This is a genomic window from Sphingomonas sp. MA1305 (assembly GCF_016107325.1).
GTDB lineage: Bacteria > Pseudomonadota > Alphaproteobacteria > Sphingomonadales > Sphingomonadaceae > Sphingomonas.
Genome location: NZ_RCVT01000002.1, coordinates 789,848 through 812,504, shown reverse-complemented (window position 1 = coordinate 812,504; position 22,657 = coordinate 789,848). Strand labels below are relative to the sequence as shown.

Genomic DNA, 22,657 nt, shown 5'->3' with positions numbered 1-22,657 from the left:
CCAGGGTCTGATCCACTGACGTGGAAGCGGCACCGGCCCTGGTCCAGCTTTTGCTAAATCAGACGCTAGCGCACGATCGCGTAGAGTTCGCTGTCCTCGTTTGCCCAGATACGCCGCAGCCGTCGATCACGATAGTCGGACGGCAGCTTGGCATCGATCAGCCAGAGATAATCCGCGGCGGCGAGCGGCAGGGCCCGTATCGCCCCGCCGAGCGTCAGCCTGCGGCGGTAATGCGCATAAGGCTTGAGACGCGGCCACGCACAGGCCGCCGGGTAGATGAATTGTGACGGGTCGTTGTAGAAGAGGGGCGACGGACGGTAGCGGACGTCGAGCAGATGCAAACCGCCGACGCTCCAATGCGCATTGACCCAGGCACCGCGCAATGTCGTCGCGAGGTTGCCGAGATGGTCGAGTCGTTCGGAACGCCACCGGTCGCAGGTGCTGCCGACCAGATTGAACACGCGGCTGCCGGGCCTGACCCGATCGAGGGCGGCAAGTTCTTCGGCATAGCGCCGGTCATAGCGCACGAAGCTGACCGTGGTGACGACATATCGCGCGCCCAGCAGTGCCAGGCCGAGCGCCAACACCAGCCGCCGCCGCGATGCGTGCACCGCCGACCAATCCTGCATCGCGAAGGCGAGCATGGGGATCAGCGGCGCCAGTCGCAGGTCGATCTCGTCGCTGCCGCTGATCTGGCTGGGGGTCGCGATGAACAGCAGGATCAGCGCGATCACCGCTCCGGCGGCGCCGCCGCGCAGACGCGCCCCGGCGCGATGCCCCGCCACCCAGATCAGCACACAGGCGATCACGCTGGCGATGTCGAATGCCATCGACTGGTCCTGCAGCATATGGACGATCGCGCCGGTCTTCCGCTGGGCCAGCCACAGGGTCGCGCCGCCGCCGCCGGCTCCCACCGCCTTCCAGACGAGCAGCGTGGCGGCCGCCGCCAACAACGGTGGCCAGAGCGGCAGCAGCGCCGCGAGGGTCTCACGTCCCCGGCCGCGCTCCGGCGATGCCAGCCCCTCGCCGACCCGGTATCCCACGATCAGCACCAGAAGCACCGCCCCGGCGACACCGTGGCCGACGAACAGCGGCGGCACGATGGCCAGAAACAGCAATGCGCGCCAGCCGCGCCGATCCTCCAGCGCCAGCCAGCCGGCAAAGGCGATCAGCACGACAGACATGGCCAGCGCGAAATTCAGGAAGCCCCACAGGAAAGGCAGGTTGAACACGAACAGCAGCGACCAGGGCAAAGCCCAGGCGCCGCTCCGATTGGTGACGCGCGCAATAGCCACGATGCCGATCACGGTCAGCGCCGGAGTCGCCGCGCTGAGCAGCCATATCGTCGGGATCACGCCAATCACCGGATGGACGAGCTGGACGATCAGATCGGACGCGAGGTTCAGCGTCAGCGCCCAATGAAAGCCGAAATAGCGCAACAGCGGATCGCCCGCAGCGGCCGTCTGCACCGACAGCCGCCCGATATGTCCCGGCACGTCGGTGAGCGGCGGAATGCGGGTCAACAGGATCGGCAGCGCCGCCAGCAGCGCCAGGCCGATCGCACTCGGCAGCCGCACCATGGCGATCGGGGTACGGCGACGCATTGCCCCCGCTTTGTGGGTTAGACGCTGCGCTGACAAGTCCGTTCTCGATCGACATGCCTGGCCGGCGCTTCTACCGGCATCGTCCAGTCCCGATCGTCCGGCGCCGCCGCCGTCAGCGCCGCCCGGCGATCAGCCAGGTGATGACGTGCCCGATCCATTCCCGCACGTGGTTCAGGCTCAATCGTCCTCATCCTCGAAACCGACCAGGGCGAGCGCGCGCGCCTTGATCTGGCGGGTCATGCACCAATGGACCAACGCCTCCTCGCGGCCATGCGTCACCCACACTTCCTTGGGCGCGATCTCGGTCAGCGTGTCGGTCAGCTCGTCCCAATCGGCATGGTCGGACAGGATCAGCGGCAGCTCGACGTTCTTCTGCCGCGCGCGCTGGCGCACCCGCATCCAGCCGCTCGCCATGGCGGTGATCGGGTCGGGCAGCCGGCGCGACCAGCGGTCGTTGAGCGCGCCCGGCGGGCACATCACGACATGGCCCGCCATGTCCGCCTTCTTGGTGTCGGCGACCGGGATCAGTTCGCCGAGGCGCACGCCATGGCCTGCATAGAGGTCGCACAGTCGCTGCAGCGCACCGTGGATGTAGATCGGCGCTTCGTGTCCCCGCTCGCGCAGCTCGGCGATCACCCGCTGCGCCTTGCCCAGCGCATAGGCCCCTACCAGGATACAGCGATCGGGATTGGCATGGAGCCGCGCGATCAGCTTGTCGATCTCGTCGCCGGTGTCGGGATGGCGGAATACCGGCAGGGCGAAGGTCGCCTCCGTGACGAAGACGTCGCAGGCCACCGGCTCGAACGGCGTGCAGGTCGGGTCGGGCCGGCGCTTGTAGTCGCCCGAGACGACGACGCGCTCGCCGCGATGGTCGAGTACGATCTGCGCCGATCCCAGCACATGGCCTGCGGGCACGAAACCCACGTCGACCTCACCCAGCCGGATCGTCTCGCCATAGGCGACCGGCACGCCGGACTGCGGACCGTAGCGGGTCGCCATGATGTCGAGCGTCTCGGGCGTCGCCCAGACGGTGCCGTGGCCGCCGCGCGCATGGTCGGCATGGCCGTGCGTCACCAGCGCGCGCGGGCTCGCTTCCGACGGATCGATCCAGGCGTCGGCCGGCCTGACGTAGATCCCGTGCGGATGGGGTTCGAGCCAGTCTCCGAGCCGTGCCATGACCGCTTCTACGCGCGAGCGGATCGATTCGCCGCATCGCCTCGTTGAGGCACGACAGATCGTGGGAGAGCACGCGTGGCGGACACCTTTTCGGACGGGCTCTGGGCCTTTGTCGTCATCGGCGGTTTCATCATCCTGGGCCTCGCCATCGCCTTCGCCAAGCTGAGGAACCGCAGCAGCCCGGAAGCCAAGCGGCGCACGGAAGAGGCGACCGCCGACCTCTATGTCCGGGAAGAGGCCGAACGGCGCCGTTCCTGACGGGACGTGCCGGACGGTCGTGGCATGACGGCGGCGATCCGGCTTCCTACATGATGCGGTGATGCTCGATCCCGCCCTCCCCGCTCCGCTCGCCGGCTGGTTCGCATCGCGCGGCTGGCAGCCGCGGCGGCACCAGCTCGACATGCTGCGCGAAGGGCGTGCCGGGCGACATGCGCTGCTCGTCGCCACCACCGGCGCAGGCAAGACGCTTGCCGGATTCCTGCCGACCCTCGCCGAGCTGATCGAGCGGCCGAGCGACGGCCTGCACACACTCTACGTCTCGCCGTTGAAGGCGCTGGCGGTCGACATCCAGCGCAACCTCGTCACCCCGATCGACGACATGGGGCTGGACATCCGCGTCGAGACGCGCACCGGCGACACCCCCTCCGACCGCAAGGCGCGCCAGCGGATCAAGCCGCCGCAGATCCTGCTGACCACGCCCGAATCGCTGTCGCTGTTGCTCAGCTATCCCGACAGCGCGACCATGTTCGCCGGATTGAAGACGATCGTCGTCGACGAGGTCCATGCCTTCGCCACCGGCAAGCGCGGCGACCTGTTGTCGCTGTGCATGGCGCGGTTGCAGCGGCTCGCCCCTGCCTGCCGCCGCGTCGCTTTGTCGGCGACGGTCGCCGATCCCGACGCCTATCGCGCCTGGCTGGCGCCCGATGGCGACATCGACCAGGTTGCGCTGGTTCACGGCGAGCCCGGCGCCGATCCCGACATCGCCATCCTGCTGCCCGAGGGCCGCGTGCCGTGGAGCGGCCATTCGGGCCGCTATGCCGCCGAGCAGGTGATGGCGGAGATCGAGACGCACCGCACCACCATTGTCTTCTGCAACACGCGCAGCCTCGCCGAACTGATCTTCCAGGATCTGTGGAAAGCGAACAGCATGAGCCTGCCGATCGGCGTCCACCACGGCAGCCTGGCGCTGGAGGCGCGGCGCAAGGTCGAAGGCGCCATGGCGTCGGGAAGGCTGCGGGCGTTGGTCGCCACCGCCAGCCTCGACCTCGGCGTCGATTGGGGCGACGTCGACTGCGTCATCCAGATGGGCGCCCCCAAGGGGTCCAGCCGCCTGCTGCAGCGGATCGGCCGCGCCAACCACCGGCTCGACGAATCCTCGGAAGCGATCCTCGTCCCCGGCAACCGGTTCGAATATCTCGAGGCGCGCGCCGCACTCGACGCGGTGGAAGAGGGCGCGCTCGACGCCGATCCGTTCCGCCCCGGCGCGCTCGACGTGCTCGCCCAGCACGTCATGGCCTGCGCCTGCGCCGCCCCCTTCCGACGCGACGAATTGCTCGACGAGATCCGCAGCGCGACCCCCTATTCGGCGCTGCCCGACGAGACGTTCGACCGCGTGCTCGGCTTCATCCGCGACGGGGGCTATTCGCTCAAAGCCTATGACCGGTTCAAGCGGCTGACCGAGGAGGCGGATGGCCTATGGCGGGTCAGCCATCCGCGTTTCGTGCAGCAGCATCGCCTCAACGCCGGGATCATCGTCGAGGCGACGATGCTGACGGTCAGGTTCAAAAACGGCCGCAGTCTCGGCAAGGTCGAGGAGGGCTTCGCCGCGACGCTGACCCCCGGCGACACCTTCTTCTTCGCCGGTCTCAGCTGCGAGGTGGAACGGATCGACACCGAGGATCTGATCGTCCGCGCCTCGTCCAAGCCGGCGCGCATTCCGACCTACGGCGGCGCACGCATGCCGCTGTCGACCAATCTTGCGGATCGGGTTCGCCGTTTCCTCGCTGAGCCGGACGAATGGGTTCGTTTTCCGGACGATGTCCGCGAATGGCTGGAGATGCAGGGGCGCCGCTCCGCCTTGCCCCGCCCCGGCCAGCTGCTGGTCGAGACCTTCCCGCGTGAAGGGCGGCATTACATGGTCGCCTATAGTTTCGAAGGCTGGAATGCGCACCAGTCGCTCGGCATGCTGGTGACGCGGCGGATGGAGGCGCAGGGCCTCCAACCATTGGGGTTCGTCGCCAATGATTATGCGATCGCGACCTACGGGCTGGAGCCGGTCACCGATCCCGCTGCGCTGTTCAGCCCCGACATCCTCGAACACGAATTCGTCGACTGGGTCGAACGCAGCCACCTGCTCAAGCGCGCCTTTCGCGAGGTGGCGGTGATCGGCGGACTGGTCGAGCGTCAGCATCCCGGCAAGCGCAAGACCGGGCGCCAGGTCACCTTCTCCACCGACCTGATCTACGACGTGCTGCGCAAATACGAGCCGACGCATCTGCTGCTGCAGGCGGCATGGGACGATGCGCGGGCGCGGATGACCGACGTCGGTCGGCTCGCCGATCTGCTCGACCGCGCCGCCGACACGATGCTGCACGTCGATCGCGACCGGGTGACGCCGCTGGCGGTGCCGGTGCTGACCCTGATCGGTCGCGAGCGGGTCGCCACCAACAGCGCTGACGACGCCCTGCTGGTCGAGGCGGAGGCGCTGGCCGCGGAGGCGATGCGACTGGATTGAACCACCGTCCGACCGTTCGTCATTCCGCCTACGCGGGGATGACGGATGTCAGAGGGCACGCAGACCCTTCACCTTCCCCGCCCGCATGGCCTAAGGGACTCCGTCATGTGGCAGCTCTACCAATTCCCCCTGTGCCCGTTCAGCCGCAAGGTGCGGCTGCTGCTCGGCGAGAAGGGCGTCGGCTATGAGCTGGTGCGCGAATCGCCGTGGGACCGGCGCGACGAGTTCATGGACATGAACCCCGCCGGCGAGACGCCGGTGATGGTCGACGCCAGTCGCCCCGGCGCGCCGCTGATCGATTCGATGGCGATCTGCGAATATTTCGAGGAAACAGTCGACAAAGCGGCGACGATCAACGGCACCGCCGCCAACCGGGCGGAGATCCGCCGGCTGGTCAGCTGGTTCGACACGCATTTCTATCGCGACGTCACCGGCCCGCTGCTGCACGAGCGCGTCGTCAAGCGGCTCGCCCACCGCGCCGCGCCCGATGCCAAGGGCCTGCGCGAGGCGATGAAGGCGGCGGTCAGCCACCTCGATTACACCGATTATCTGCTCGACCATCGCAATTGGCTGGGCGGCGCGACGATGAGCCTCGCCGATCTTGCCGCCGCGGCGCAGATTTCGGTCGCCGATTATCTCGGCGGCATCGACTGGAAGGGGCATGAGCAGACCGCGCGCTGGTATCGCGGGCTGAAGAGCCGGCCGAGCTTCCGCCCGCTACTGTCCGAGCGCATGGAGTTGATCGGTCCACCGGCGCATTACGACAATGTCGACTTCTGATCCCATCACCTTCGCGGACTTCGAGCGGGTCGACATCCGCGTCGGCACGATCGTCGCGGCCGAACCGTTTCCCGAGGCGCGCAAGCCGGCGATCAAGCTGCGCATCGATTTCGGCGACGAGATCGGGATCAGGAAATCCTCCGCCCAAATCACCGATCATTACGCGCCGGAGACGCTGGTCGGCCGACAGGTCGCCGCGGTGGTCAATTTCCCGCCGCGCCAGATCGGGCCGTTCATGTCGGAGGTGCTGACGCTCGGCTTCCCCGATGCCGATGGCAAGGTCGTGCTGATCGGCCCCAGCCTGCCCGTGCCCAACGGCGGCCGGCTGTTCTGATCGACCGCGCTCAGCCCTGCGCCAGCAGGGCGAGCGTCGCGGGATCGTCCCGACCGTCGAAGAACCGATCCAACGCCGCGCGGAACGGCGCGGGATCGTCCGCCACCGCGGCGAACAACGTCATCGACGAGCGCAGCTTGACCGCATCGATCGCGCCCAGCACCGCCTCCGCGCTGCCCGGTGCCGCCGTGACCGCCGCGGTCGCTTCGACCAGCCTCGCCCCGAGCACGGGGTGCGCCAGATAGGCGCGCGCCTCGTCCGCCGAGCGGATCGCGTAGAAGCGTGCCGTCTCGCTCCGCCCCAGTCCGGCGATCTGCGGGAAGACGAACCACATCCAGTGGCTGGTCTTGCGCCCGCGTCGCAATTCGCCGAGCGCCTGGGCGTAGAGGCTGGCCTGGGCCGTCACGAATCGGGTCAGATCGGTCATCACGGCCGCGCAACTGTCCGGCGGGCTGCTGCGTTCCCGCTCGATGATGCCGATTCCCCTGCGCGCCGCCGGCCTGCTGACGCTGGCCCTTCTCGCCACCGGCTGCGGTCATCGCGAGGCCGCGGTGGCGAACAACGATGCCGCGGCCGCCGCCTTCGTCCCGCCGCCGATGCAGAAAGCGAAGCCGCTGCCCGGTCAGGCGCAAGTCGCGCCACTGACCAACTATGTCGGCAAATATCCGAACGATGCGGTCGCCGGCGTCGCCTTCTACGACCGGACGGAGGTCGCCCAGGCGCTGGTCGATGCGGTCGCCGATCAGCAATTGCGCCACCGCATCACCAGCCGCGACGCGGTGTCGGTGCCGATCGTCCGCATGGCGGACGGCCGCCTTGCCGCCCATGGTTGCACGCCGCACGATTGCGCCGACCAGAATTGGACGTTCCTGGTGGCGGCCGACGGGTCGAAGGGCGAGGCATGCTGGCACGATGCCGCGACGATGGGCACCGCCAGCGCCTGGTATGCTGGATCGATGCCGAAGCGTCGCCCCGGCGACTGTCCGCAGGCCTGACGCGATGCTGGAACATATCCCCGCCTGGCTTGGCAAGGCGCTCGCCGCGGTACGTGCCGGCAGTGAGAAACTCGTTATTGCGCGCCGGGACATCGGCCACGGCATCAGCGCGCTGGAACTGACCAGCCCCGCCTTTGCCGATGGCGGCCGGTTGCCGCCGCGCTTCACCGCGGACGGTGCGGGCGTGTCCCCGCCGCTGACCTGGGGCACGCCGCCGGAGGGCACGGCGTCGCTGGTGCTGATCGTCGAGGACGCCGACGCGCCGGCGCCGCAGCCGCTGGTCCATGCCATCGTCTGGGGCCTGCCCGCGGATGCCGGACGGCTGGAGGAAGGCGCGATCGTCGCCGACGGCGACGGCACGGCCGCGCGCGACGTTGGCCGCAACAGCTATTTCGCCGAAGGCTGGTTGCCGCCCGATCCGCCGACCGGGCACGGTAGCCATCGCTATGCCTTCCAATTGTTCGCGCTCGACGCGGCCGCGGGGGATCCCGGCGCGACCCCGGGGCGCGGCGCGGTGGTCAAGGCGATGGCGGGCCATGTGCTCGCCGCGGGGGTGCTGGTCGGCACCTATGGTCGGGAGGAGGAAGCGCCGATCGGACCGGCGGGGGCGGCGGCGACCGCCTGATCGCGCATCGCGCGGGGCCCTGGCCCGGCGGTGACGCCGGGCCGGTCGGCCGGGTCAGACGGTGTGGAGGCCGCCCTGGCTGGCGATGACGAGGACGGTGGTGGCGAAGGACGCGAGGCCGAGAAACAGGCTGCGGTACATGGCAAGTCTCCGGATCAACATGGCGATCAGGCGATCGGCAGGACGGGGACGGCGGCGCTGACGGCGACGGCGGCGAAGGCGAGCGCGACGATCATCGAGACGGCGGCGCGCTGAGCGGTTTCGAAGCGGAGAAACATGACGGTGATCCCTTTTGTATCGCGGCCGGACCATCCGGCGCCCGATGCAAAGGTCATCGCATGAGCCGTGCCAACTTCTATAAATGCTTGTTTTTGCCGGCTTTCTCAAAAACAGTCGTCGACAGTTGGGATTCTTCGCCAGCGATGTCGGCAATTCACGCCAGGATCAGGCGGCGCACACCCGGTCGCGGCCCTCGGCCTTAGCGGTATAGAGCAACCGGTCGGCCCGATCGAATGCCGCGGCGCTTGATTCGCCCGCCTGCACCGCGGTGATGCCGATCGACAGCGTCACCTGGCCGATGGCGGAGTCGCTCTCACGCACACGGAAACGCTTGCCGGCGACGACGCTACGCACGAAGTCGAGGTGGCTCGCCGCATCGGCCAGCGTGATGCCGTGCAGCAGGATGGCGAATTCCTCGCCGCCGTGGCGCACCACCAATTGCCCGCGGCATTCCTCGGCCAGCGCCCGCCCGACGGCGCTCAGCACGCGATCGCCGACCGGATGGCCATGGACGTCGTTGATCCGCTTGAACCGGTCGATGTCGCACACCGCCAGGCAATAGGGCGCGTCGCGCTCGTCGCGCACCGCGAACGCCTCTTCGAAGGCGCGCCGATTGGGCAGGCCGGTCAACGCATCGCGGCGCGCCGTGTCGTTGGCTTCCGCCAATTTGGTGCGCAACGCATCCGCCTCGTGCGTCGCGCTGGCCAGCCGCGCCTCCGCCTCGCGCACGCGCGCCAGCATCGTGCCGGTGATCCGGGCGATCTCGCCCAGCCCATCCGCCACGCTGCCGCGCGGCCGCTCCAGCGTCGCCGCACTCTGTGCCAGGTCGCGGCCAAAGCCGCGCGTCTCGTCCTGCATCGCGCGCATCATCGTCGCGAAATCGTCGACCTGCGCCTGCGTTTCGGCAACGAGTCGCACCGCCGCGTCCTCGAGCAGGTCGGCGTGGCTCGGCTCGGTGGGCGGTGGAGCGACGGGTTCCGCGGCGATCGGCGCCCCGGCCACGACGGTACCGCCCAGCGTCTCGATGTCGCGCCGGCTCAACCGGAAGCCGCCGTCGGTCAGCCGCGCCACCGCCTGGGCGATGACGCCGTCGGGTTCGGTGACGATCGTATAGGCGAACATGTAATGCGCCGGTTCGGGGCTTAGGCCGTGCTGCGCCAGGAAAGCGCCGATGCGGGTGAACACGTCACCCTCACCGCCTTTCCTCGCCGCCGCCGGACCGCGCATGCCGTTCCCCCCGATATTCGCCGCCGATGCCTAGCGGCCATAGGTTAGTAATGCGTTGAGATAGGTCAGCGCGTGCGAACCATTTTTTGCACCGCGGCCAGCGTCAGCGCGACATGCTGGGCCGGATCGCGATCGTCGTGGACGAAGGCGACGCGACCGTCCTTGCCGATCACATAGCTGGTCCGCGTCGTCAGTTGGCGCCCGGCCGGGCCACCCTGCATCGCGACGTCATAGCCCTGCACGACCTTGGGCCCCGCGCTCGCCACCGCGAACTGGCCGGCGCATTTCTCCGACGAGAAGCGCTGCAGCGTCGGCACGTCGTCCGCCGACATGCCGATCACCGTCGCGCCCGCCTTCTTGAACGCGGGGATCGCCTCGGCGAAGGCATGCGCCTCGGCATTGCAGCCGCCGGTGAACGCCGCCGGGAAGAAGTACAGCACCACCGGCCCCTTCTTCAGCGCCTCGGCGAGGTGGATCGGCACCACCTTGCCCGCGATCGCACCGCGCGTCTCGAAATCGGGCGCCTTGGCGCCGGTGGTCAGTGCGGCAAAGGCGGGCGCGGCGATCAGCGCGAGCGCGGCGGCGGCGGGAAACAGGCGCATGGTCGATCCTTCCACGGATATACGGTCGCGCAATCTAGCGCGATGCGACGCGCCGCACTAGGCATGGTCGGATGCCGGTCACCCCCGCCGATCTCGCCCTCGCCCAGCGTCTCGCCGATGCCGCCGGCGCCGTCATCCGCCCCTATTTCCGGTCCGATTTCGGCGGCGAGGTCAAGGCCGACCATAGCCCCGTGACCCGCGCCGATCGCGAGGCGGAGGCGGCGATGCGCCGCCTGCTCGATGCGGAGGCGCCCGGCGACGGCGTGATCGGCGAGGAATATGGCAACAAGGACGGCGTCACCGGCCGGCAATGGGTGCTCGACCCGATCGACGGCACGCGCAGCTTCACCGTCGGCCGCGCGATCTTCGGCACGCTGATCGCCCTGGTCGAGGACGGCTGGCCGGTGCTCGGCATCATCGACCAGCCGGTGCAGCGTGAACGCTGGCTCGGCGTCGCCGGCCGACCGACCAGCTTCAACGGCCGCCCCGCGCGCACCCGCGCCTGCGCCGCGCTGGAGGGGGCGATCGTCGCCACCACCAGCCCGCATCTGTTCGCCGACGGCGACGTGCCGCATTATATGGCGCTGGTCGCCGCCGCATCCGGCGGGCACGCACGCCAGGGCCCGGTCTATGGCGGCGACTGCTACAATTACGGCCTGCTGGCGAGCGGCCACCTCGACGTGGTCGCGGAAAGTGGTCTGCAGCTCTACGATTTCGCCGCGCTGGTGCCGGTGGTCGAGGGCGCAGGCGGGCGGATGTGCGACTGGAACGGCGAACCGCTCACCGCCGCCAGCGACGGCCATGTCCTGGCGATCGGCGATCCGGCGCGCACCGACGACGTGCTGGAGGCGCTGCGCGCCACCGCGCACGATCACGATCACTGACACAGTCACCCGGGCATCGACCCTCGTCATTCCCGCGGAAGCGGGAATCCAGAGGCGCTAGCGCCGCGGCCCTATCGAGGACCTACGCGTCTGGATCCCCGCCTTCGCGGGGATGACGAGCGAGGGGGAGAATGGCAGTATCCCTGTGCCCTCCGCCTCAGAAGATCCCCAGAAACTTCTTGCGCTGCGCCTTGGTCTCGCCGCCGTCGCCGCTCTTGGCGGGGGTGCCGTTGCCGACATCGGTGCGCGGCTTGCCCTTGGTGGTGCGCTGCGCCCGCGCGTCCGCGCCCGCCAGCACCGGACCGCACGCCGCCGCCTTGGCGTCGCCGACGTCGACGAAGGCGAGAATACCCGCCAGCGGCGTCGCCACCACCGCCAGGCCCAGTCCGGCGCCGGCGCGCGCCAGCAGCTGCGGGCTGATCACCGCCAGCGACGGATGCGCGAAGGTGCCGCCGATCCCCACCGGCGACTGACCGGAGAACAGGCTGAACTGCTTGCCGTCGGCGCGCACCGCCAGGTCGACCGTCTCGTTGCGGAAGCTGAAGCCGCCACGACCGGTGATGACGTTCTTGCTGGTATCGATCAGGATCGGGTCCGCCGCCGCGACGCCGCTCCGCACGGTGAAGCCGATCAGCCCGCAATTGATCTGGACCGGCTCCTTCAATTCCTTTTCGAACATCTTCTGCACGAAGACGCCGATGTCGAGCTCGGACAGTTGCGCGTTGCGCGTCCACATCGATCCCGCCGGCAGCACGAAGGCGATCCGGCCGTGCGCGCTGGCGAGCGAGTCATGCACGGAATCGCCGCGCCCGCTCAGCTGGATGCGCCCCTTGACGATGCCGGTGGTCCCCGCCTCCGCGACGCCCCAGCCGGCGAGCAGCCGCCCCATCGGCGTCGGCGCCAGGCGGATGTCGTAGCGGTCGGCGGCCGGTCGCTGGCGCGTGTCGAACACCACGTCGGCGGCGACGTTGCCACGCGCCATCGCGAAGGACATCGGCGACAATGCCAGCCGCCCGTCCTTCAGCGCCAGCGTCAGGTCGACGTCGCTGATCGGCACCCGGCGCGACCGCACGGCGGCGATCCGCCATTTCAGGTCGGCGTCGAAGCGCCGCATCGTCGCCACCGGCAGCGCTGCATCGGGCAGGAGCCGCTGCGGCGCCGCACCGGTGGCGGCGGCGGCCGCCTGCGCGCCCTGCGTGGCGACGATGTCGGGATTGTAGCCGATGAACGGCGCCGCATCGACGATGTCGAGCCGCCGCGTGGTCAGCGTCGAATCGAGATGCAGCCGCGTCCCGTTGGTGATCGTCAGCACGCCGGCGACGTCGCTGTCGCCGAAGGTGCCGGACAGGTGCGTGAAGCGATATTGCGGCCCCTGCTGCACCAGCTGCGCCTTCAAATGGTAATCGCGGGTGCGCGGGATGACGACGCCGATGACGGCGAGCAGCGTCGACAGGTCGCGCCCGCGCGCGCGCGTCTGCAACGGCACGCCCTCGAAAGCCGCGAGGCTGGGCAAGGTGCCGGTCACGTCGACGACATTGCCGTTCGTCCGTGCGGTCAGCACCAGCTGGTTCTGCCCGCGCGCCACCGTCTGGTTGGGCGACAGCAGCTTGGCGGCCATCGCAAAGGGGGTGCCGCGGATCAGCCCACGCCCGGTCACGCCGACCGCATCGCCGATCCGCGCATCGGTCGATCGGATCGGATCGATCCGCATGTCGGCGAGCAGGCGCAGCCGCGGGTCGCGATAGCGCACCGTCGTGCCGGTGACGGTGGCACGGTCGATGCGCGGGAAGGGGAAGGGCTTGCCGCCCTTCTTCTCGCTGAACGTCCAGGTGTTGGCGCTGTGATCGGGCAGCCATTCCAGGTCGATCGCGCCGTTGGTCAGGGTCAACCAGTAGAAGCGCCGCGTGCCGAACAGCAGCGACAGCGGCGCGATCCGCGAATCGAGCGACTCGGCGCGGAACAGATCGGGCTGGCTGGCCCAGCCAGGGTTGCTGATGCTCAGCCCCTGCGCGGCGAACTTGATCTGCAGCGGCGCGAAATAGAGCTGGAAATCGCCCGCGACCTTGACCTCGCGGTGGGTCAGCCGGCCGACGATCGACTCGAACGTATGCTTGAGGAAGCGCCCCTTGGTGACGAACAGGATCAGCCAGACTGCGAAGACGGCCGCGAACAGGCCGAGCGCGACGTTGCGGGCGATCCGCCACCCGCGCGCGCGACGCGGCGTAGGGCCAACCGGCGTGACGACAGGCGTGACGGGGGCCATGTCGGCGGACGGGGCGGTGGGGGCGGATTGATCCATCGCAAGGCATCCAAGCGTCTGCGGCTCGTTCCGGTTCCGCATCGGTTGCTTTTGCCGATCGACATGGCTAAGGGGCGCAGCTTCCCGAGCGACGCGTGGACGAACGGCCCGGCCATCAAGGGCTGCCGCGGCTGTTCAAGCGCCGCTCACATCGAAAGGATCAAAATGCCCAAGCTCAAGACGAAGAGCGGCGTCAAGAAGCGCTTCAAGCTCACCGCCACCGGCAAGCTGAAGCACGGCGTCGCCGGCAAGCGCCACCGCCTGATCAGCCACAACGGCAAGTACATCCGCCAGAACCGCGGCACCACGGTGCTGTCGAAGGCCGACACCGCGACGGTGAAGGCCTGGGCGCCGTACGGCCTGAACTGAGGAGCTGAACAATGGCACGAGTGAAGCGCGGCACGACGACCAAGGCCAAGCACAAGAGGATTTTGGATCAGGCGAAGGGCTATTACGGCCGTCGCAAGAACACGATCCGCATCGCCCGCCAGGCGGTGGAGAAGGCCGGCCAGTACGCCTATCGCGACCGCAAGGTGAAGAAGCGCACGTTCCGCGGCCTGTGGATCCAGCGCATCAACGCCGGCGTCCGCGCCGAGGGTCTGACCTATTCGCAGTTCATGCACGGGCTGAAGCTCGCCGGCATCGAACTCGACCGGAAGGTGCTGGCCGACATCGCGATGCACGAGGGTGAAGCCTTTACCGCGATCATCGCCCAGGCGAAGGCGGCCCTGCCCCAGGCCGCCTGAGCGCGCCTGTAGCGGTTACGCCCGACACGAAGGGGCGCTGGTGGCGACACCGGCGCCCTTTTCGTTTGGGGGCGATCCTCCTATTCCGTCATCCCGGCGGAAGCCGGGACGGCGCACCCCGCCCCCCCCAACCGTCATCCCCGCGCAGGCGGGGATCCAGACGCGCAGGTTCTTGTGGACGTCACAAAGGCCAGCCAGTCTGGGCCCCCGCCTCCGCGGGAATGACCAAGGGGGAAGGGCGTGGATGCGAAGCAACCGTGCGTCTACATGCTCGCCAGCGGACGGCACGGCACCCTCTACATCGGCGTCACTTCGAACCTGCTCGTGCGCGTCCAGCAGCACCGCGATGGCGTCATTCCCGGCTTTACCAAACGCTATGCCATCAAGCGCTTCGTCTGGTTCGAGATGGCGTCCGACATGGAAGCCGCCATCCGCCGTGAGAAGCAGTTGAAGAAGTGGAACCGCGACTGGAAGACGCGGCTGATCGAGGGCTCCAACCCCGATTGGGTTGACCTTGCCATCGGCCTCGGCTTTGAGCCGCTGACGATCAAGTCCCGTGGCGAGCGGGACGCTTAAGCCCCGACCGGCAGGACATCTGGATTCCCGCCTGCGCGGGAATGACGGAGTGTGACGTGGCCGATCTCGACCCGAACCAACTGCTCGACCGCATCCGGCAGAGCGAGACGCTCGACGCCCTCGAATCCTTGCGCGTCGAGGCGCTCGGCAAGCAGGGCAGCATCACCCAGTTGCTGAAGACGCTCGGCAAGATGAGTCCCGAGGAACGCCAGGCCGAAGGCCCGCGCATCCACGGCTTGCGCGAATCCGTCACCGACGCGATTCAGTCCCGCAAGGCCGCGCTGGAACGCGCCGCGCTCGACGCGCGCCTCGCCGCCGAGACGCTCGACATGACGCTGCCGGTCGACGCGCCGCTCGCGGGCACCGTCCACCCGGTCAGCCAGGTGATGGACGAACTCGCCGAGATTTTCGCCGACCTCGGCTTCGCGGTCGCCACCGGACCGGAGATCGAGACCGACTGGCACAATTTTAGCGCGCTCAACATTCCGGACACCCATCCGGCGCGTGCGATGCACGACACCTTCTACCTGCAGCAGGGCCAGGAGGCGAAGGCCGCGGGCACGTTCGACGAGCGCGCCACCTTCTCGCTGCTGCGCACCCATACCAGTCCGGTGCAGATCCGCACGATGCTGGAGCAGCAGCCGCCGATCCGCATCATCGCGCCGGGCCGCACCTATCGCTCGGACTCGGATGCGACGCACACGCCGATGTTCCATCAGGTCGAGGGGCTGGTGATCGACAAGGGGATCACGCTCGGTCACCTCAAATGGACGCTGGAGACCTTCCTCAAGGCGTTCTTCGAGCGCGACGACATCGTCCTGCGCCTGCGGCCGAGCTATTTCCCCTTCACCGAACCCTCGGCCGAGGTCGACGTCGGCTATACGATCGAGAAGGGCAAGCGCGTCATCGGCGGATCGGGAGGCGGCTGGATGGAGGTGCTCGGCAGCGGCATGGTTCACCCGAAGGTGATCGCCGCCTGCGGCCTCGATCCCGACGAATGGCAGGGCTTCGCCTTCGGCTGCGGCATCGACCGGCTCGCCATGCTCAAATACGGCATGGACGACCTCCGGCCCTTCTTCGACGGCGATATCCGCTGGCTGAAGCATTACGGCTTCGCCGCGCTCGACGTGCCGACCCTGTCGGGCGGCGTCGGCGTCGCCGCCTGAGCCTGCACCACGCCCCGTCCGTCATCCCGGCGCACGCCGGGACCCATGGACAGGGCGCGGCGCATGATGACACGGGATCGCCAGCCTCCGGGCCGGTCGCATCCATGGGTCCCGGCGTTCGCCGGGATGACGACAAGAACGGAACGTTCCGATGAAGTTCACCCTTTCCTGGCTCAAGGACCACCTGACCACCGATGCGAGCCTCGAGGAGATCCTCGACGCGCTGACCCGCATCGGGCTCGAGGTCGAGGGCGTCGACAATCCCGGCGCGGCGCTGAAGGCCTTTCGCGTCGCGCGCATCCTGTCCGCGACACGCCATCCGCAGGCGGACAAGCTGCAGGTCCTCTCCGTCGACGCGGGTGACGGGCCGATGCAGGTGGTGTGCGGCGCCCCCAATGCCCGCGCCGGCCTGGTCGGCGTGTTCGGCGCGCCCGGTGCCTATGTCCCCGGCCTCGACGTGACGCTGAAGGTCGCGGCGATCCGCGGCGTCGAATCGAACGGGATGATGTGCTCGGCGCGCGAGCTGCAGGTCGGCGAAGGCCATGACGGCATCATCGAACTGCCCGAGGATGCGCCGATCGGCACGCCCTACCCCGATTACGCCGGGCTCGACGATCCTGTGATCGACGTAGCGATCACGCCCAACCGCCAGGATTGCATGGGTGTCCACGGCATCGCGCGCGACCTCGCCGCCGCGGGGCTGGGGACGCTCGTCGCGCCGACCGTCCCCGACGTCCCCGGCGAAGGCCCCGGCCCCGACGTCCGCATCGAGGATGCGGCGGGCTGCCCCGCCTTTTATGCGCAGGAGGTGCGCGGCCTCCGCAACGGCGCCTCGCCCGAATGGATGCGCAGCCGCCTGACCGCGATCGGCCAGAAGCCGATCTCGACCCTGGTCGACATCACCAACTATCTCACCGTCGATCTCGGCCGCCCCCTCCATGTCTATGACAAGGCGAAGCTGTCGGGCGGCCTCGTCGCCCGCCAGGCACGCGCGGGCGAGAGCGTCGAGGCGCTCAACGGCAAGACCTATGCGCTCGCCGAGGGCATGACCGTCATCGCCAACGACGTCGCGGTGCACGATATCGGCGGCATCATGGGCGGCGCGCATTCGGGCGTGTCGGAAGCGACCACCGACGTCGTCATCGAATGCGCCTATTTCGCCCCCGATGCGATCGCGCGCACCGGTCAGGCGCTCAGCCTGACCAGCGACGCGCGCCAGCGCTTCGAACGCGGCGTCGATCCGGCCTTCCTCGACGACGGCCTCGCCATCGCCACCTTCCTCGTGCTCGAATATTGCGGCGGCAGCGCCAGCACCGTCACCCGCGCCGGCCAGCCGCCGCTGACGATGCGCACCTACGCCTATGATCCGGCGCGGGCGGAGACGCTGGGCGGCCTCGCCATCGCGCCGGAACGGCAGCGCGCGATCCTCGAATCACTCGGCTTCACGGTCACCGACGACTGGCAGGTGACGCCGCCGACGTGGCGGCGCGACATCGACGGGCCCGCCGATCTGGTCGAGGAGGTGATCCGCATCGAGGGGATCGACAAGGTCGCGCCCGTGCCGCTGCCCCGCGTCCCCGGCGTGGCGAAGCCGACCGCGACGCCGCAGCAGAAGCTGGAGCGCCGCGTCCGCCGCGCCGCCGCCGCGCGCGGGCTAGACGAGGCAGTGACCTGGAGCTTCGTCTCCGATGCCGAAGCCGCGCCGTTCGGCGGCGGCGCCTGGAGCCTCGCCAATCCGATCAGCGAGGACCTCAAGGTCATGCGCCCGTCGCTGCTGCCCGGCCTGCTCTCCGCCACCCGCCGCAACCTCGCGCGCGGCGCTGCCGCGGTGCGCCTGTTCGAGATCGGTCGCCGCTACCTCGCCGACGGCGAGCATCCGACGCTCGGCCTCGTTCTCGCCGGCAACGCCCGCGATCGCGGCTGGCGGGCGGGCAAGGCGGCGGGCTTCGACGCCTTTGACGCCAAGGCGGAGGCGCTGGCGCTGCTCGCCGCCGCCGGGGCGCCGGTCGACAATTTGCAAGTCATGGGCGAGACCGGCGACGCCTGGCACCCCGGCCAGTCGGGCACGCTGCGCCTCGGGCCGAAGACGATCCTGGCGCGCTTCGGCATGCTGCACCCGAGCCTGCTCAAGGCGTTCGACCTCGACGGCGGCATCGCCGCGGTCGAGCTGTACCTCGACGCGCTGCCGGCCAGGCGCGGGGCTACCGGCTTCATGCGGCCGGCCTTCGCCCCGCCGGCGCTTCAGTCGGTCCGCCGCGACTTCGCCTTTCTGGTTCCCGAGGCGGTCAGCGCCGACGCCCTGGTGCGCAGCGTGCGCGGCGCCGACAAGGCGGCGATCACCGCGGCGCGCGTGTTCGACGTCTTCACCGGCACCGGGGTCGAACCGGGCATGAAGTCGGTCGCGGTCGAGGTGGTGCTGCAGCCGACCGACAAGAGCTTCACCGACGAGGCGCTGAAGGGGATCGCCGACAAGGTGGTGGCGGCGGCCGCGAAACAGGGCGCGGTGCTCAGGGGTTGAGCGAAGAGAACGACGGCCCTCACCCTTCCCACCCGGCTGCGCCGGGCGGGCCCCTTCCCTCTCCCATTGGGAGAGGGAGGGAGGCGCGAAGCGCCGGAAGGGTGAGGGCCGTCGCAACTGACAGGATTAGCGCATGACCGACCGCCAGATGATCCGCATCCGCTCCGCCGCGCTCACCGCGGCGATCAATCCCTTCGGTGCCGAGCTGTCGCACCTCGAGGACAGCGAGGGTCGCGAGCTGATGACCAACGCCGACCCCGCCTTCTGGACCGGCCGCGCGCCGATCCTCTTCCCGGTGATCGGCGTCACCAACGGCCTGCAGATCCGGCTCGACGGCCAGAGCTATCCGATGCCCAAGCATGGCTTCGCCCGCCATTCGCTGTTCGACGTCGTCGAGGCGAGCGAGGATCGCGCCGTCTTCGCGCTGACCGACAGCGAGGAAACGCGCGCCAACTACCCCTTCGCCTTCCGGCTGGAGATCGCCTTCGCGGTCGAGGGCGCGACGCTGGCGGTCGAGGCGCGCGTGATCAACACCGGCGATGTCGCCCTGCCCGCCAGCTTCGGCTTCCACCCCGCCTTCGCCTGGCCTTTGCCCTATGGCGAGGAGCGCGCCGCGCACCGCATCACCTTCGAGGCCGACGAGCCCGACGCGCTGCGCGAAATCGCCCCCGACGGCCTGATCGCCGCGACGACGCGCCCGTCGCCGCTCGATGGCCGCGAGCTGTTGTTGCGCGACGATTTGTTCACCGACGATGCTTTGGTCTGGGATCATATCCGCTCGCAAGCCGTCACCTATGGCGCGGCGCAGGGCCCGGTACTCGACATCGCCTTCCCCGATACGCCCAAGCTCGGCATCTGGACCAAGCCCGGCGCGGCCTATGTCTGCGTCGAGCCATGGCACGGCATCGCCGATCCCGAAGGCTATGACGGCGAGTTCCGCGCCAAGCCCGGCGTGTTCGAGGTCGCACCCGGCGACACCAAGCACATCCGGATGAGCGTGACGTTGGTGCCCTAGCCCCACGCCGTCACCCCGGACTTGTTCCGGGGTCCACCGTCCCGCATATGCCGCCCCAGTGACGATGGCGGCACCGTGGATGCCGGAACCAGTCCGGCATGACGAAAGACGATGAATGACCTCCCCCCGCCGCACCTTCGCGATCATTTCCCACCCCGACGCCGGCAAGACGACGCTGACCGAAAAGCTGCTCTATTTCGGTGGCGCGATCCATCTCGCCGGCGAGGTCAAGGCGCGCGGGGCCAATCGCCGGGCGCGGTCGGACTGGATGAAGATCGAGCAGCAGCGCGGCATCTCCGTCACCTCGTCGGTGATGACGTTCGAGCATGACGGCATCACCTTCAACCTGCTCGATACGCCGGGCCACGAGGATTTTTCGGAGGACACCTACCGCACGCTGACCGCGGTCGATTCGGCGATCATGGTGATCGACGCCGCCAAGGGCATCGAACCGCAGACGCGCAAATTGTTCGAGGTCTGCCGCCTGCGCTCGGTGCCGATCATCACCTTCGTCAACAAGGTCGACCGCGAGGGCCGGCCGGTGTTCGAGCTGCTCGACGAGATCGCCGACATGCTCGCACTCGATGTCTGCCCGATGACCTGGCCGGTCGGCATGGGCGGCACGTTCCAGGGCATCCTCGACCTCACCACCAACCGCATTACCCGGCCGGAGGGCGACAGCCGCACCTTCCAGGGCAAGGTGGAGCAGGACCCGACCCTGCCCGACGACGTCGCCGAGGAGATCGAGCTGGCGCAGGTCGGCTATGCCGCCTTCGATCCAGCCGCCTATCGTCACGGCGATCTGACGCCCGTCTTCTTCGGCTCCGCGCTCAAGGATTTCGGCCCGGCCGAGCTGATCGCCGCGCTGGCCGAACACGCCCCGCCGCCGCGCGCCCAGCCTGCCGAGCCGGCGCCGGTCAGCCCCGACAATGGCGAGGTCACCGGCTTCGTGTTCAAGGTCCAGGCCAACATGGACCCCAATCACCGCGATCGCATCGCCTTCATGCGATTGTGCTCGGGCACCTTCAAGCGCGGCATGAAGCTGACCCCCACCGGTCACGGCAAGCCGATCGCCGTCCACTCCCCGATCCTGTTCTTCGCGCAGAACCGCGAGGTGGCGGACGAGGCCTTTCCGGGCGACATCATCGGCATCCCCAACCACGGCACGCTGCGCGTCGGCGACACGTTGAGCGAGAAGGCCGATGTCCGCTTCACCGGCCTGCCCAATTTCGCGCCGGAGATCCTGCGCCGCGTCGCGCTCAAGGACCCGACCAAGACCAAGCAGTTGCGCAAGGCGCTGGACGACATGGCCGAGGAGGGCGTGACCCAGGTCTTCTACCCGGAGATCGGCAGCAACTGGATCATTGGCGTCGTCGGCCAGCTGCAGCTCGACGTGCTGCTGTCGCGCCTTGATGCGGAATATAAGGTCGCCGCCGGACTGGAGCCCGCCCCCTATGACACGGCGCGCTGGATCGCGGCGGACGATCCCGCCGATCTCAAGGCGTTCATGGACCTCAACCGCGCGGCGATGGCCAAGGATCGCGACGGCAATCCGGTGTTCCTTGCCAAGAGCGCCTGGGAAGTCGGTTATGTCGCCGACCGCTATCCCAAGGTCCGCTTCCTCGCGACGCGCGAGCGCTGACGCTGTCCTACAAGGCGGCGGGGGTGTAGGATCGCCGCGTCCGCCCGCTCTTTCTCATTGTCTGTAAAATACCGTCTTGGGGAAGAAGGCGACTTTGCGCGTTCAGGCGTCAATTCTGTCAAGACTCGCGGAAATCGCGCCACACGTCAGCATCTTGCCCAGTGCGATCCTTCGGCGCGACGGTACGTGTGTAGGGACTTACGCCTCGTCCACCCAGTCGCGACGCAGGAAGCGCACCGCCAGCAGCCCCAGCAGCGCGGCGAGCACGTAGAAGCCGAGGCACAGCGTCGCCGCATAGCGCAGCGCATCGACGCCATGCGTCGCCTTCAGCGCATCAGACAGTCGGCCCATCAACAATGGCCCGACGCCCATACCGATCAGGTTGTTGATCAGCAGGAAGCTCGCCGACGCGGTCGCGCGCATCGATCGCGGGACCAGATGCTGGACCGCGGTGGTGATCGGTCCCAGCCACAGGATGTTGAGCGCATTGGGGATCAGCAACAGCGGCCACGCCACCCATGGCGATGGGCTGAGGAACCCCGCAGCGAAGGTCGGCGCGGAGATCAGCCAGGCGATCGCCGGCAGCCTGGCGTACCAGCCGCGGTTCCCCGTCCCCAGCCGGTCCGCCAGCCAGCCGCCCGCGAACACGCCGATCGTGCCGCCGATCAACAGTAGCGATCCCATGAACTGCCCGGTCTCGATCAGGCCGAAGTCGAAGCTGCGCATGAGGATCGACGGCGTCCACAGCGCCAGGCCATAACCGCACAGCGAACTGAACGACGCGGCGAAGGCGAGCAGCCAGAAGGTCGGCTTCCCCGCCAGGATCGCGAAGACCGCGCCCACCGGTTGCGGCGCGGCGGCGGTGCCCGCTTCGCGCGGCGCATCGCGTACGATCCACAGAAAGATGGGAGCAAGGATCACGCCCGCGATGCCGACGACGAGGAACGCCGTGCGCCATTCGACCAGCGCCGCGATATAGGCGCCGAGCAACGTGCCCGCCGCCAGCCCGACCGGGATGCCGAGCGAATAGATGGCGAGAGCCCGTGCGCGCCGCTCGGGCGGATAATAGTCCGCGATCAGCGCATAGGACGGCGCCACGCCCCCCGCCTCGCCGACGCCGACGCCCAATCGGCACAGGAACAGCTGCCAGTATCCCGTCGCCAGCCCGCACAGGGCGGTGAAGACGCTCCACACCGTCAGCGCGCCGGCGATCACGCGGCTGCGGCTGGTGCGATCGGCAAGATAGGCGAGCGGCACGCCCAATCCGGAATACAGCAGGGCGAAGGCGAGGCCGCCGACCGCACCGAACTGCGCATCGCTCAGGCCCAGGTCCTGCTTGATCGGCTGGGCAAGGATGCCGAGGATCTGCCGGTCGAGGAAGTTGAACGTGTAGACGAGCAATAGCATCGCCAGCACCAGCGCCGGATAACGGGGTCGGGTCGTGCTGGTCATCGC

Annotated in this window: 21 protein-coding genes; 14 read left to right on the top strand and 7 right to left on the bottom strand. The window is 68.8% G+C overall.

Features of this window, described 5'->3' with window-relative positions:
- Nucleotides 1-65: 65 nt before the first annotated feature.
- A complete protein-coding gene (locus tag D9601_RS11835) occupies nucleotides 66-1,604 on the bottom strand; it encodes a hypothetical protein (protein WP_198354194.1) in 1,539 nt (512 codons plus the stop codon).
- Nucleotides 1,605-1,781: 177 nt separating this feature from the next.
- Nucleotides 1,782-2,780 carry a ligase-associated DNA damage response exonuclease gene (locus D9601_RS11830; protein ID WP_198354193.1) on the bottom strand — a complete coding sequence of 333 codons (999 nt, stop codon included), beginning with the start codon at nucleotides 2,778-2,780 and terminating at the stop codon, nucleotides 1,782-1,784.
- Between the two features lie 75 nt (nucleotides 2,781-2,855).
- Between D9601_RS11830 and D9601_RS11825 the strand changes: the two genes are divergently transcribed.
- The 4 genes from D9601_RS11825 to D9601_RS11810 all read left to right on the top strand — a co-directional run bounded on the left by D9601_RS11825 (nucleotide 2,856) and on the right by D9601_RS11810 (nucleotide 6,628).
- The gene (locus D9601_RS11825) at nucleotides 2,856-3,038 is read left to right on the top strand and encodes a hypothetical protein (protein ID WP_198354192.1); all 183 of its coding nucleotides are present in this window, start codon (nucleotides 2,856-2,858) and stop codon (nucleotides 3,036-3,038) included.
- Between the two features lie 61 nt (nucleotides 3,039-3,099).
- Nucleotides 3,100-5,514, top strand: a complete 2,415-nt coding sequence (locus D9601_RS11820; protein WP_198354191.1) for a ligase-associated DNA damage response DEXH box helicase — start codon at nucleotides 3,100-3,102, stop codon at nucleotides 5,512-5,514.
- 105 nt (nucleotides 5,515-5,619) lie between these two features.
- Nucleotides 5,620-6,294 carry a glutathione S-transferase family protein gene (locus tag D9601_RS11815; protein ID WP_198354190.1) on the top strand — a complete coding sequence of 225 codons (675 nt, stop codon included), beginning with the start codon at nucleotides 5,620-5,622 and terminating at the stop codon, nucleotides 6,292-6,294.
- Entirely contained in the window at nucleotides 6,281-6,628 is a 348-nt protein-coding gene (locus D9601_RS11810; protein ID WP_198354189.1) for a tRNA-binding protein, read from the top strand. The genes D9601_RS11815 and D9601_RS11810 overlap by 14 nt, the downstream gene beginning before the upstream one ends.
- Before the next feature lie 10 nt (nucleotides 6,629-6,638).
- On the opposite strand, the gene D9601_RS11805 is transcribed toward D9601_RS11810, so the two are convergent.
- A complete protein-coding gene (locus D9601_RS11805) occupies nucleotides 6,639-7,055 on the bottom strand; it encodes a DUF1810 domain-containing protein (RefSeq protein ID WP_198354188.1) in 417 nt (138 codons plus the stop codon).
- A 43-nt stretch (nucleotides 7,056-7,098) separates the two neighbouring features.
- Between D9601_RS11805 and D9601_RS11800 the strand changes: the two genes are divergently transcribed.
- Together D9601_RS11800 and D9601_RS11795 are read left to right on the top strand one after the other, a co-directional pair.
- A complete protein-coding gene (locus tag D9601_RS11800; protein WP_232474061.1) occupies nucleotides 7,099-7,623 on the top strand; it encodes a hypothetical protein in 525 nt (174 codons plus the stop codon).
- A gap of 4 nt (nucleotides 7,624-7,627) precedes the next feature.
- On the top strand, nucleotides 7,628-8,248 hold the full coding sequence (locus D9601_RS11795; RefSeq protein WP_198354187.1) for a YbhB/YbcL family Raf kinase inhibitor-like protein: 621 nt from the start codon (nucleotides 7,628-7,630) through the stop codon (nucleotides 8,246-8,248).
- Between the two features lie 444 nt (nucleotides 8,249-8,692).
- On the opposite strand, the gene D9601_RS11790 is transcribed toward D9601_RS11795, so the two are convergent.
- Nucleotides 8,693-9,754 (bottom strand): GGDEF domain-containing protein, encoded by a 1,062-nt coding sequence (locus D9601_RS11790; protein WP_198354186.1) that lies wholly within the window; start codon nucleotides 9,752-9,754, stop codon nucleotides 8,693-8,695.
- 65 nt (nucleotides 9,755-9,819) lie between these two features.
- Nucleotides 9,820-10,356, bottom strand: coding sequence for a peroxiredoxin (locus D9601_RS11785; protein ID WP_198354185.1), 537 nt, complete (start codon nucleotides 10,354-10,356; stop codon nucleotides 9,820-9,822).
- A 71-nt stretch (nucleotides 10,357-10,427) separates the two neighbouring features.
- Here D9601_RS11785 and D9601_RS11780 point away from each other — a divergent pair, with 71 nt between their 5' ends.
- The gene (locus D9601_RS11780; RefSeq protein WP_198354184.1) at nucleotides 10,428-11,240 is read left to right on the top strand and encodes an inositol monophosphatase family protein; all 813 of its coding nucleotides are present in this window, start codon (nucleotides 10,428-10,430) and stop codon (nucleotides 11,238-11,240) included.
- A 157-nt stretch (nucleotides 11,241-11,397) separates the two neighbouring features.
- Here D9601_RS11780 and D9601_RS11775 read toward each other — a convergent pair whose 3' ends face one another.
- Complete coding sequence (locus D9601_RS11775; RefSeq protein ID WP_198354482.1) at nucleotides 11,398-13,503, bottom strand: AsmA family protein; 2,106 nt, start codon at nucleotides 13,501-13,503, stop codon at nucleotides 11,398-11,400.
- A gap of 201 nt (nucleotides 13,504-13,704) precedes the next feature.
- On the opposite strand from D9601_RS11775, the gene rpmI reads away from it, so the two are divergent.
- The 7 genes from rpmI (at nucleotide 13,705) to D9601_RS11740 (ending at nucleotide 21,202) form a co-directional block, all read left to right on the top strand.
- Nucleotides 13,705-13,908: a 50S ribosomal protein L35 gene (gene rpmI / locus D9601_RS11770; RefSeq protein WP_066489358.1), complete on the top strand. Its 204-nt coding sequence runs from the start codon at nucleotides 13,705-13,707 to the stop codon at nucleotides 13,906-13,908.
- An 11-nt stretch (nucleotides 13,909-13,919) separates the two neighbouring features.
- Complete coding sequence (gene rplT, locus D9601_RS11765; RefSeq protein WP_198354183.1) at nucleotides 13,920-14,285, top strand: 50S ribosomal protein L20; 366 nt, start codon at nucleotides 13,920-13,922, stop codon at nucleotides 14,283-14,285.
- A gap of 267 nt (nucleotides 14,286-14,552) precedes the next feature.
- Nucleotides 14,553-14,861: a GIY-YIG nuclease family protein gene (locus D9601_RS11760; RefSeq protein WP_198354481.1), complete on the top strand. Its 309-nt coding sequence runs from the start codon at nucleotides 14,553-14,555 to the stop codon at nucleotides 14,859-14,861.
- Between the two features lie 41 nt (nucleotides 14,862-14,902).
- Entirely contained in the window at nucleotides 14,903-16,027 is a 1,125-nt protein-coding gene (gene pheS / locus D9601_RS11755) for a phenylalanine--tRNA ligase subunit alpha (protein ID WP_198354182.1), read from the top strand.
- Nucleotides 16,028-16,178: 151 nt separating this feature from the next.
- Nucleotides 16,179-18,545 carry a phenylalanine--tRNA ligase subunit beta gene (gene pheT / locus D9601_RS11750; RefSeq protein ID WP_198354181.1) on the top strand — a complete coding sequence of 789 codons (2,367 nt, stop codon included), beginning with the start codon at nucleotides 16,179-16,181 and terminating at the stop codon, nucleotides 18,543-18,545.
- Between the two features lie 133 nt (nucleotides 18,546-18,678).
- Nucleotides 18,679-19,560, top strand: coding sequence for an aldose 1-epimerase family protein (locus tag D9601_RS11745; protein ID WP_198354180.1), 882 nt, complete (start codon nucleotides 18,679-18,681; stop codon nucleotides 19,558-19,560).
- Between the two features lie 115 nt (nucleotides 19,561-19,675).
- On the top strand, nucleotides 19,676-21,202 hold the full coding sequence (locus tag D9601_RS11740) for a peptide chain release factor 3 (RefSeq protein ID WP_198354179.1): 1,527 nt from the start codon (nucleotides 19,676-19,678) through the stop codon (nucleotides 21,200-21,202).
- A 198-nt stretch (nucleotides 21,203-21,400) separates the two neighbouring features.
- On the opposite strand, the gene D9601_RS11735 is transcribed toward D9601_RS11740, so the two are convergent.
- Entirely contained in the window at nucleotides 21,401-22,654 is a 1,254-nt protein-coding gene (locus tag D9601_RS11735) for a spinster family MFS transporter (RefSeq protein WP_198354178.1), read from the bottom strand.
- Nucleotides 22,655-22,657: the final 3 nt, after the last annotated feature.

Excerpts from the sequence above, each read along its gene's own strand:
- D9601_RS11780 (WP_198354184.1), top strand. The coding sequence starts at position 10,428 with ATGCCGGTCACCCCCGCCGATCTCGCCCTCGCCCAGCGTCTCGCCGAT.
- pheT (WP_198354181.1), top strand. The coding sequence starts at position 16,179 with ATGAAGTTCACCCTTTCCTGGCTCAAGGACCACCTGACCACCGATGCG.
- D9601_RS11830 (WP_198354193.1), bottom strand. The coding sequence starts at position 2,780 with ATGGCACGGCTCGGAGACTGGCTCGAACCCCATCCGCACGGGATCTAC.
- D9601_RS11745 (WP_198354180.1), top strand. The coding sequence starts at position 18,679 with ATGACCGACCGCCAGATGATCCGCATCCGCTCCGCCGCGCTCACCGCG.
- D9601_RS11810 (WP_198354189.1), top strand. The coding sequence starts at position 6,281 with ATGTCGACTTCTGATCCCATCACCTTCGCGGACTTCGAGCGGGTCGAC.
- D9601_RS11775 (WP_198354482.1), bottom strand. The coding sequence starts at position 13,503 with ATGGCCCCCGTCACGCCTGTCGTCACGCCGGTTGGCCCTACGCCGCGT.
- D9601_RS11795 (WP_198354187.1), top strand. The coding sequence starts at position 7,628 with ATGCTGGAACATATCCCCGCCTGGCTTGGCAAGGCGCTCGCCGCGGTA.
- D9601_RS11790 (WP_198354186.1), bottom strand. The coding sequence starts at position 9,754 with ATGCGCGGTCCGGCGGCGGCGAGGAAAGGCGGTGAGGGTGACGTGTTC.
- D9601_RS11740 (WP_198354179.1), top strand. The coding sequence starts at position 19,676 with ATGACCTCCCCCCGCCGCACCTTCGCGATCATTTCCCACCCCGACGCC.
- D9601_RS11800 (WP_232474061.1), top strand. The coding sequence starts at position 7,099 with ATGATGCCGATTCCCCTGCGCGCCGCCGGCCTGCTGACGCTGGCCCTT.
- D9601_RS11815 (WP_198354190.1), top strand. The coding sequence starts at position 5,620 with ATGTGGCAGCTCTACCAATTCCCCCTGTGCCCGTTCAGCCGCAAGGTG.
- rpmI (WP_066489358.1), top strand. The coding sequence starts at position 13,705 with ATGCCCAAGCTCAAGACGAAGAGCGGCGTCAAGAAGCGCTTCAAGCTC.
- D9601_RS11835 (WP_198354194.1), bottom strand. The coding sequence starts at position 1,604 with ATGCGTCGCCGTACCCCGATCGCCATGGTGCGGCTGCCGAGTGCGATC.
- rplT (WP_198354183.1), top strand. The coding sequence starts at position 13,920 with ATGGCACGAGTGAAGCGCGGCACGACGACCAAGGCCAAGCACAAGAGG.
- D9601_RS11760 (WP_198354481.1), top strand. The coding sequence starts at position 14,553 with ATGCTCGCCAGCGGACGGCACGGCACCCTCTACATCGGCGTCACTTCG.
- D9601_RS11785 (WP_198354185.1), bottom strand. The coding sequence starts at position 10,356 with ATGCGCCTGTTTCCCGCCGCCGCCGCGCTCGCGCTGATCGCCGCGCCC.
- D9601_RS11735 (WP_198354178.1), bottom strand. The coding sequence starts at position 22,654 with ATGACCAGCACGACCCGACCCCGTTATCCGGCGCTGGTGCTGGCGATG.
- D9601_RS11805 (WP_198354188.1), bottom strand. The coding sequence starts at position 7,055 with ATGACCGATCTGACCCGATTCGTGACGGCCCAGGCCAGCCTCTACGCC.
- D9601_RS11820 (WP_198354191.1), top strand. The coding sequence starts at position 3,100 with ATGCTCGATCCCGCCCTCCCCGCTCCGCTCGCCGGCTGGTTCGCATCG.
- pheS (WP_198354182.1), top strand. The coding sequence starts at position 14,903 with ATGACGGAGTGTGACGTGGCCGATCTCGACCCGAACCAACTGCTCGAC.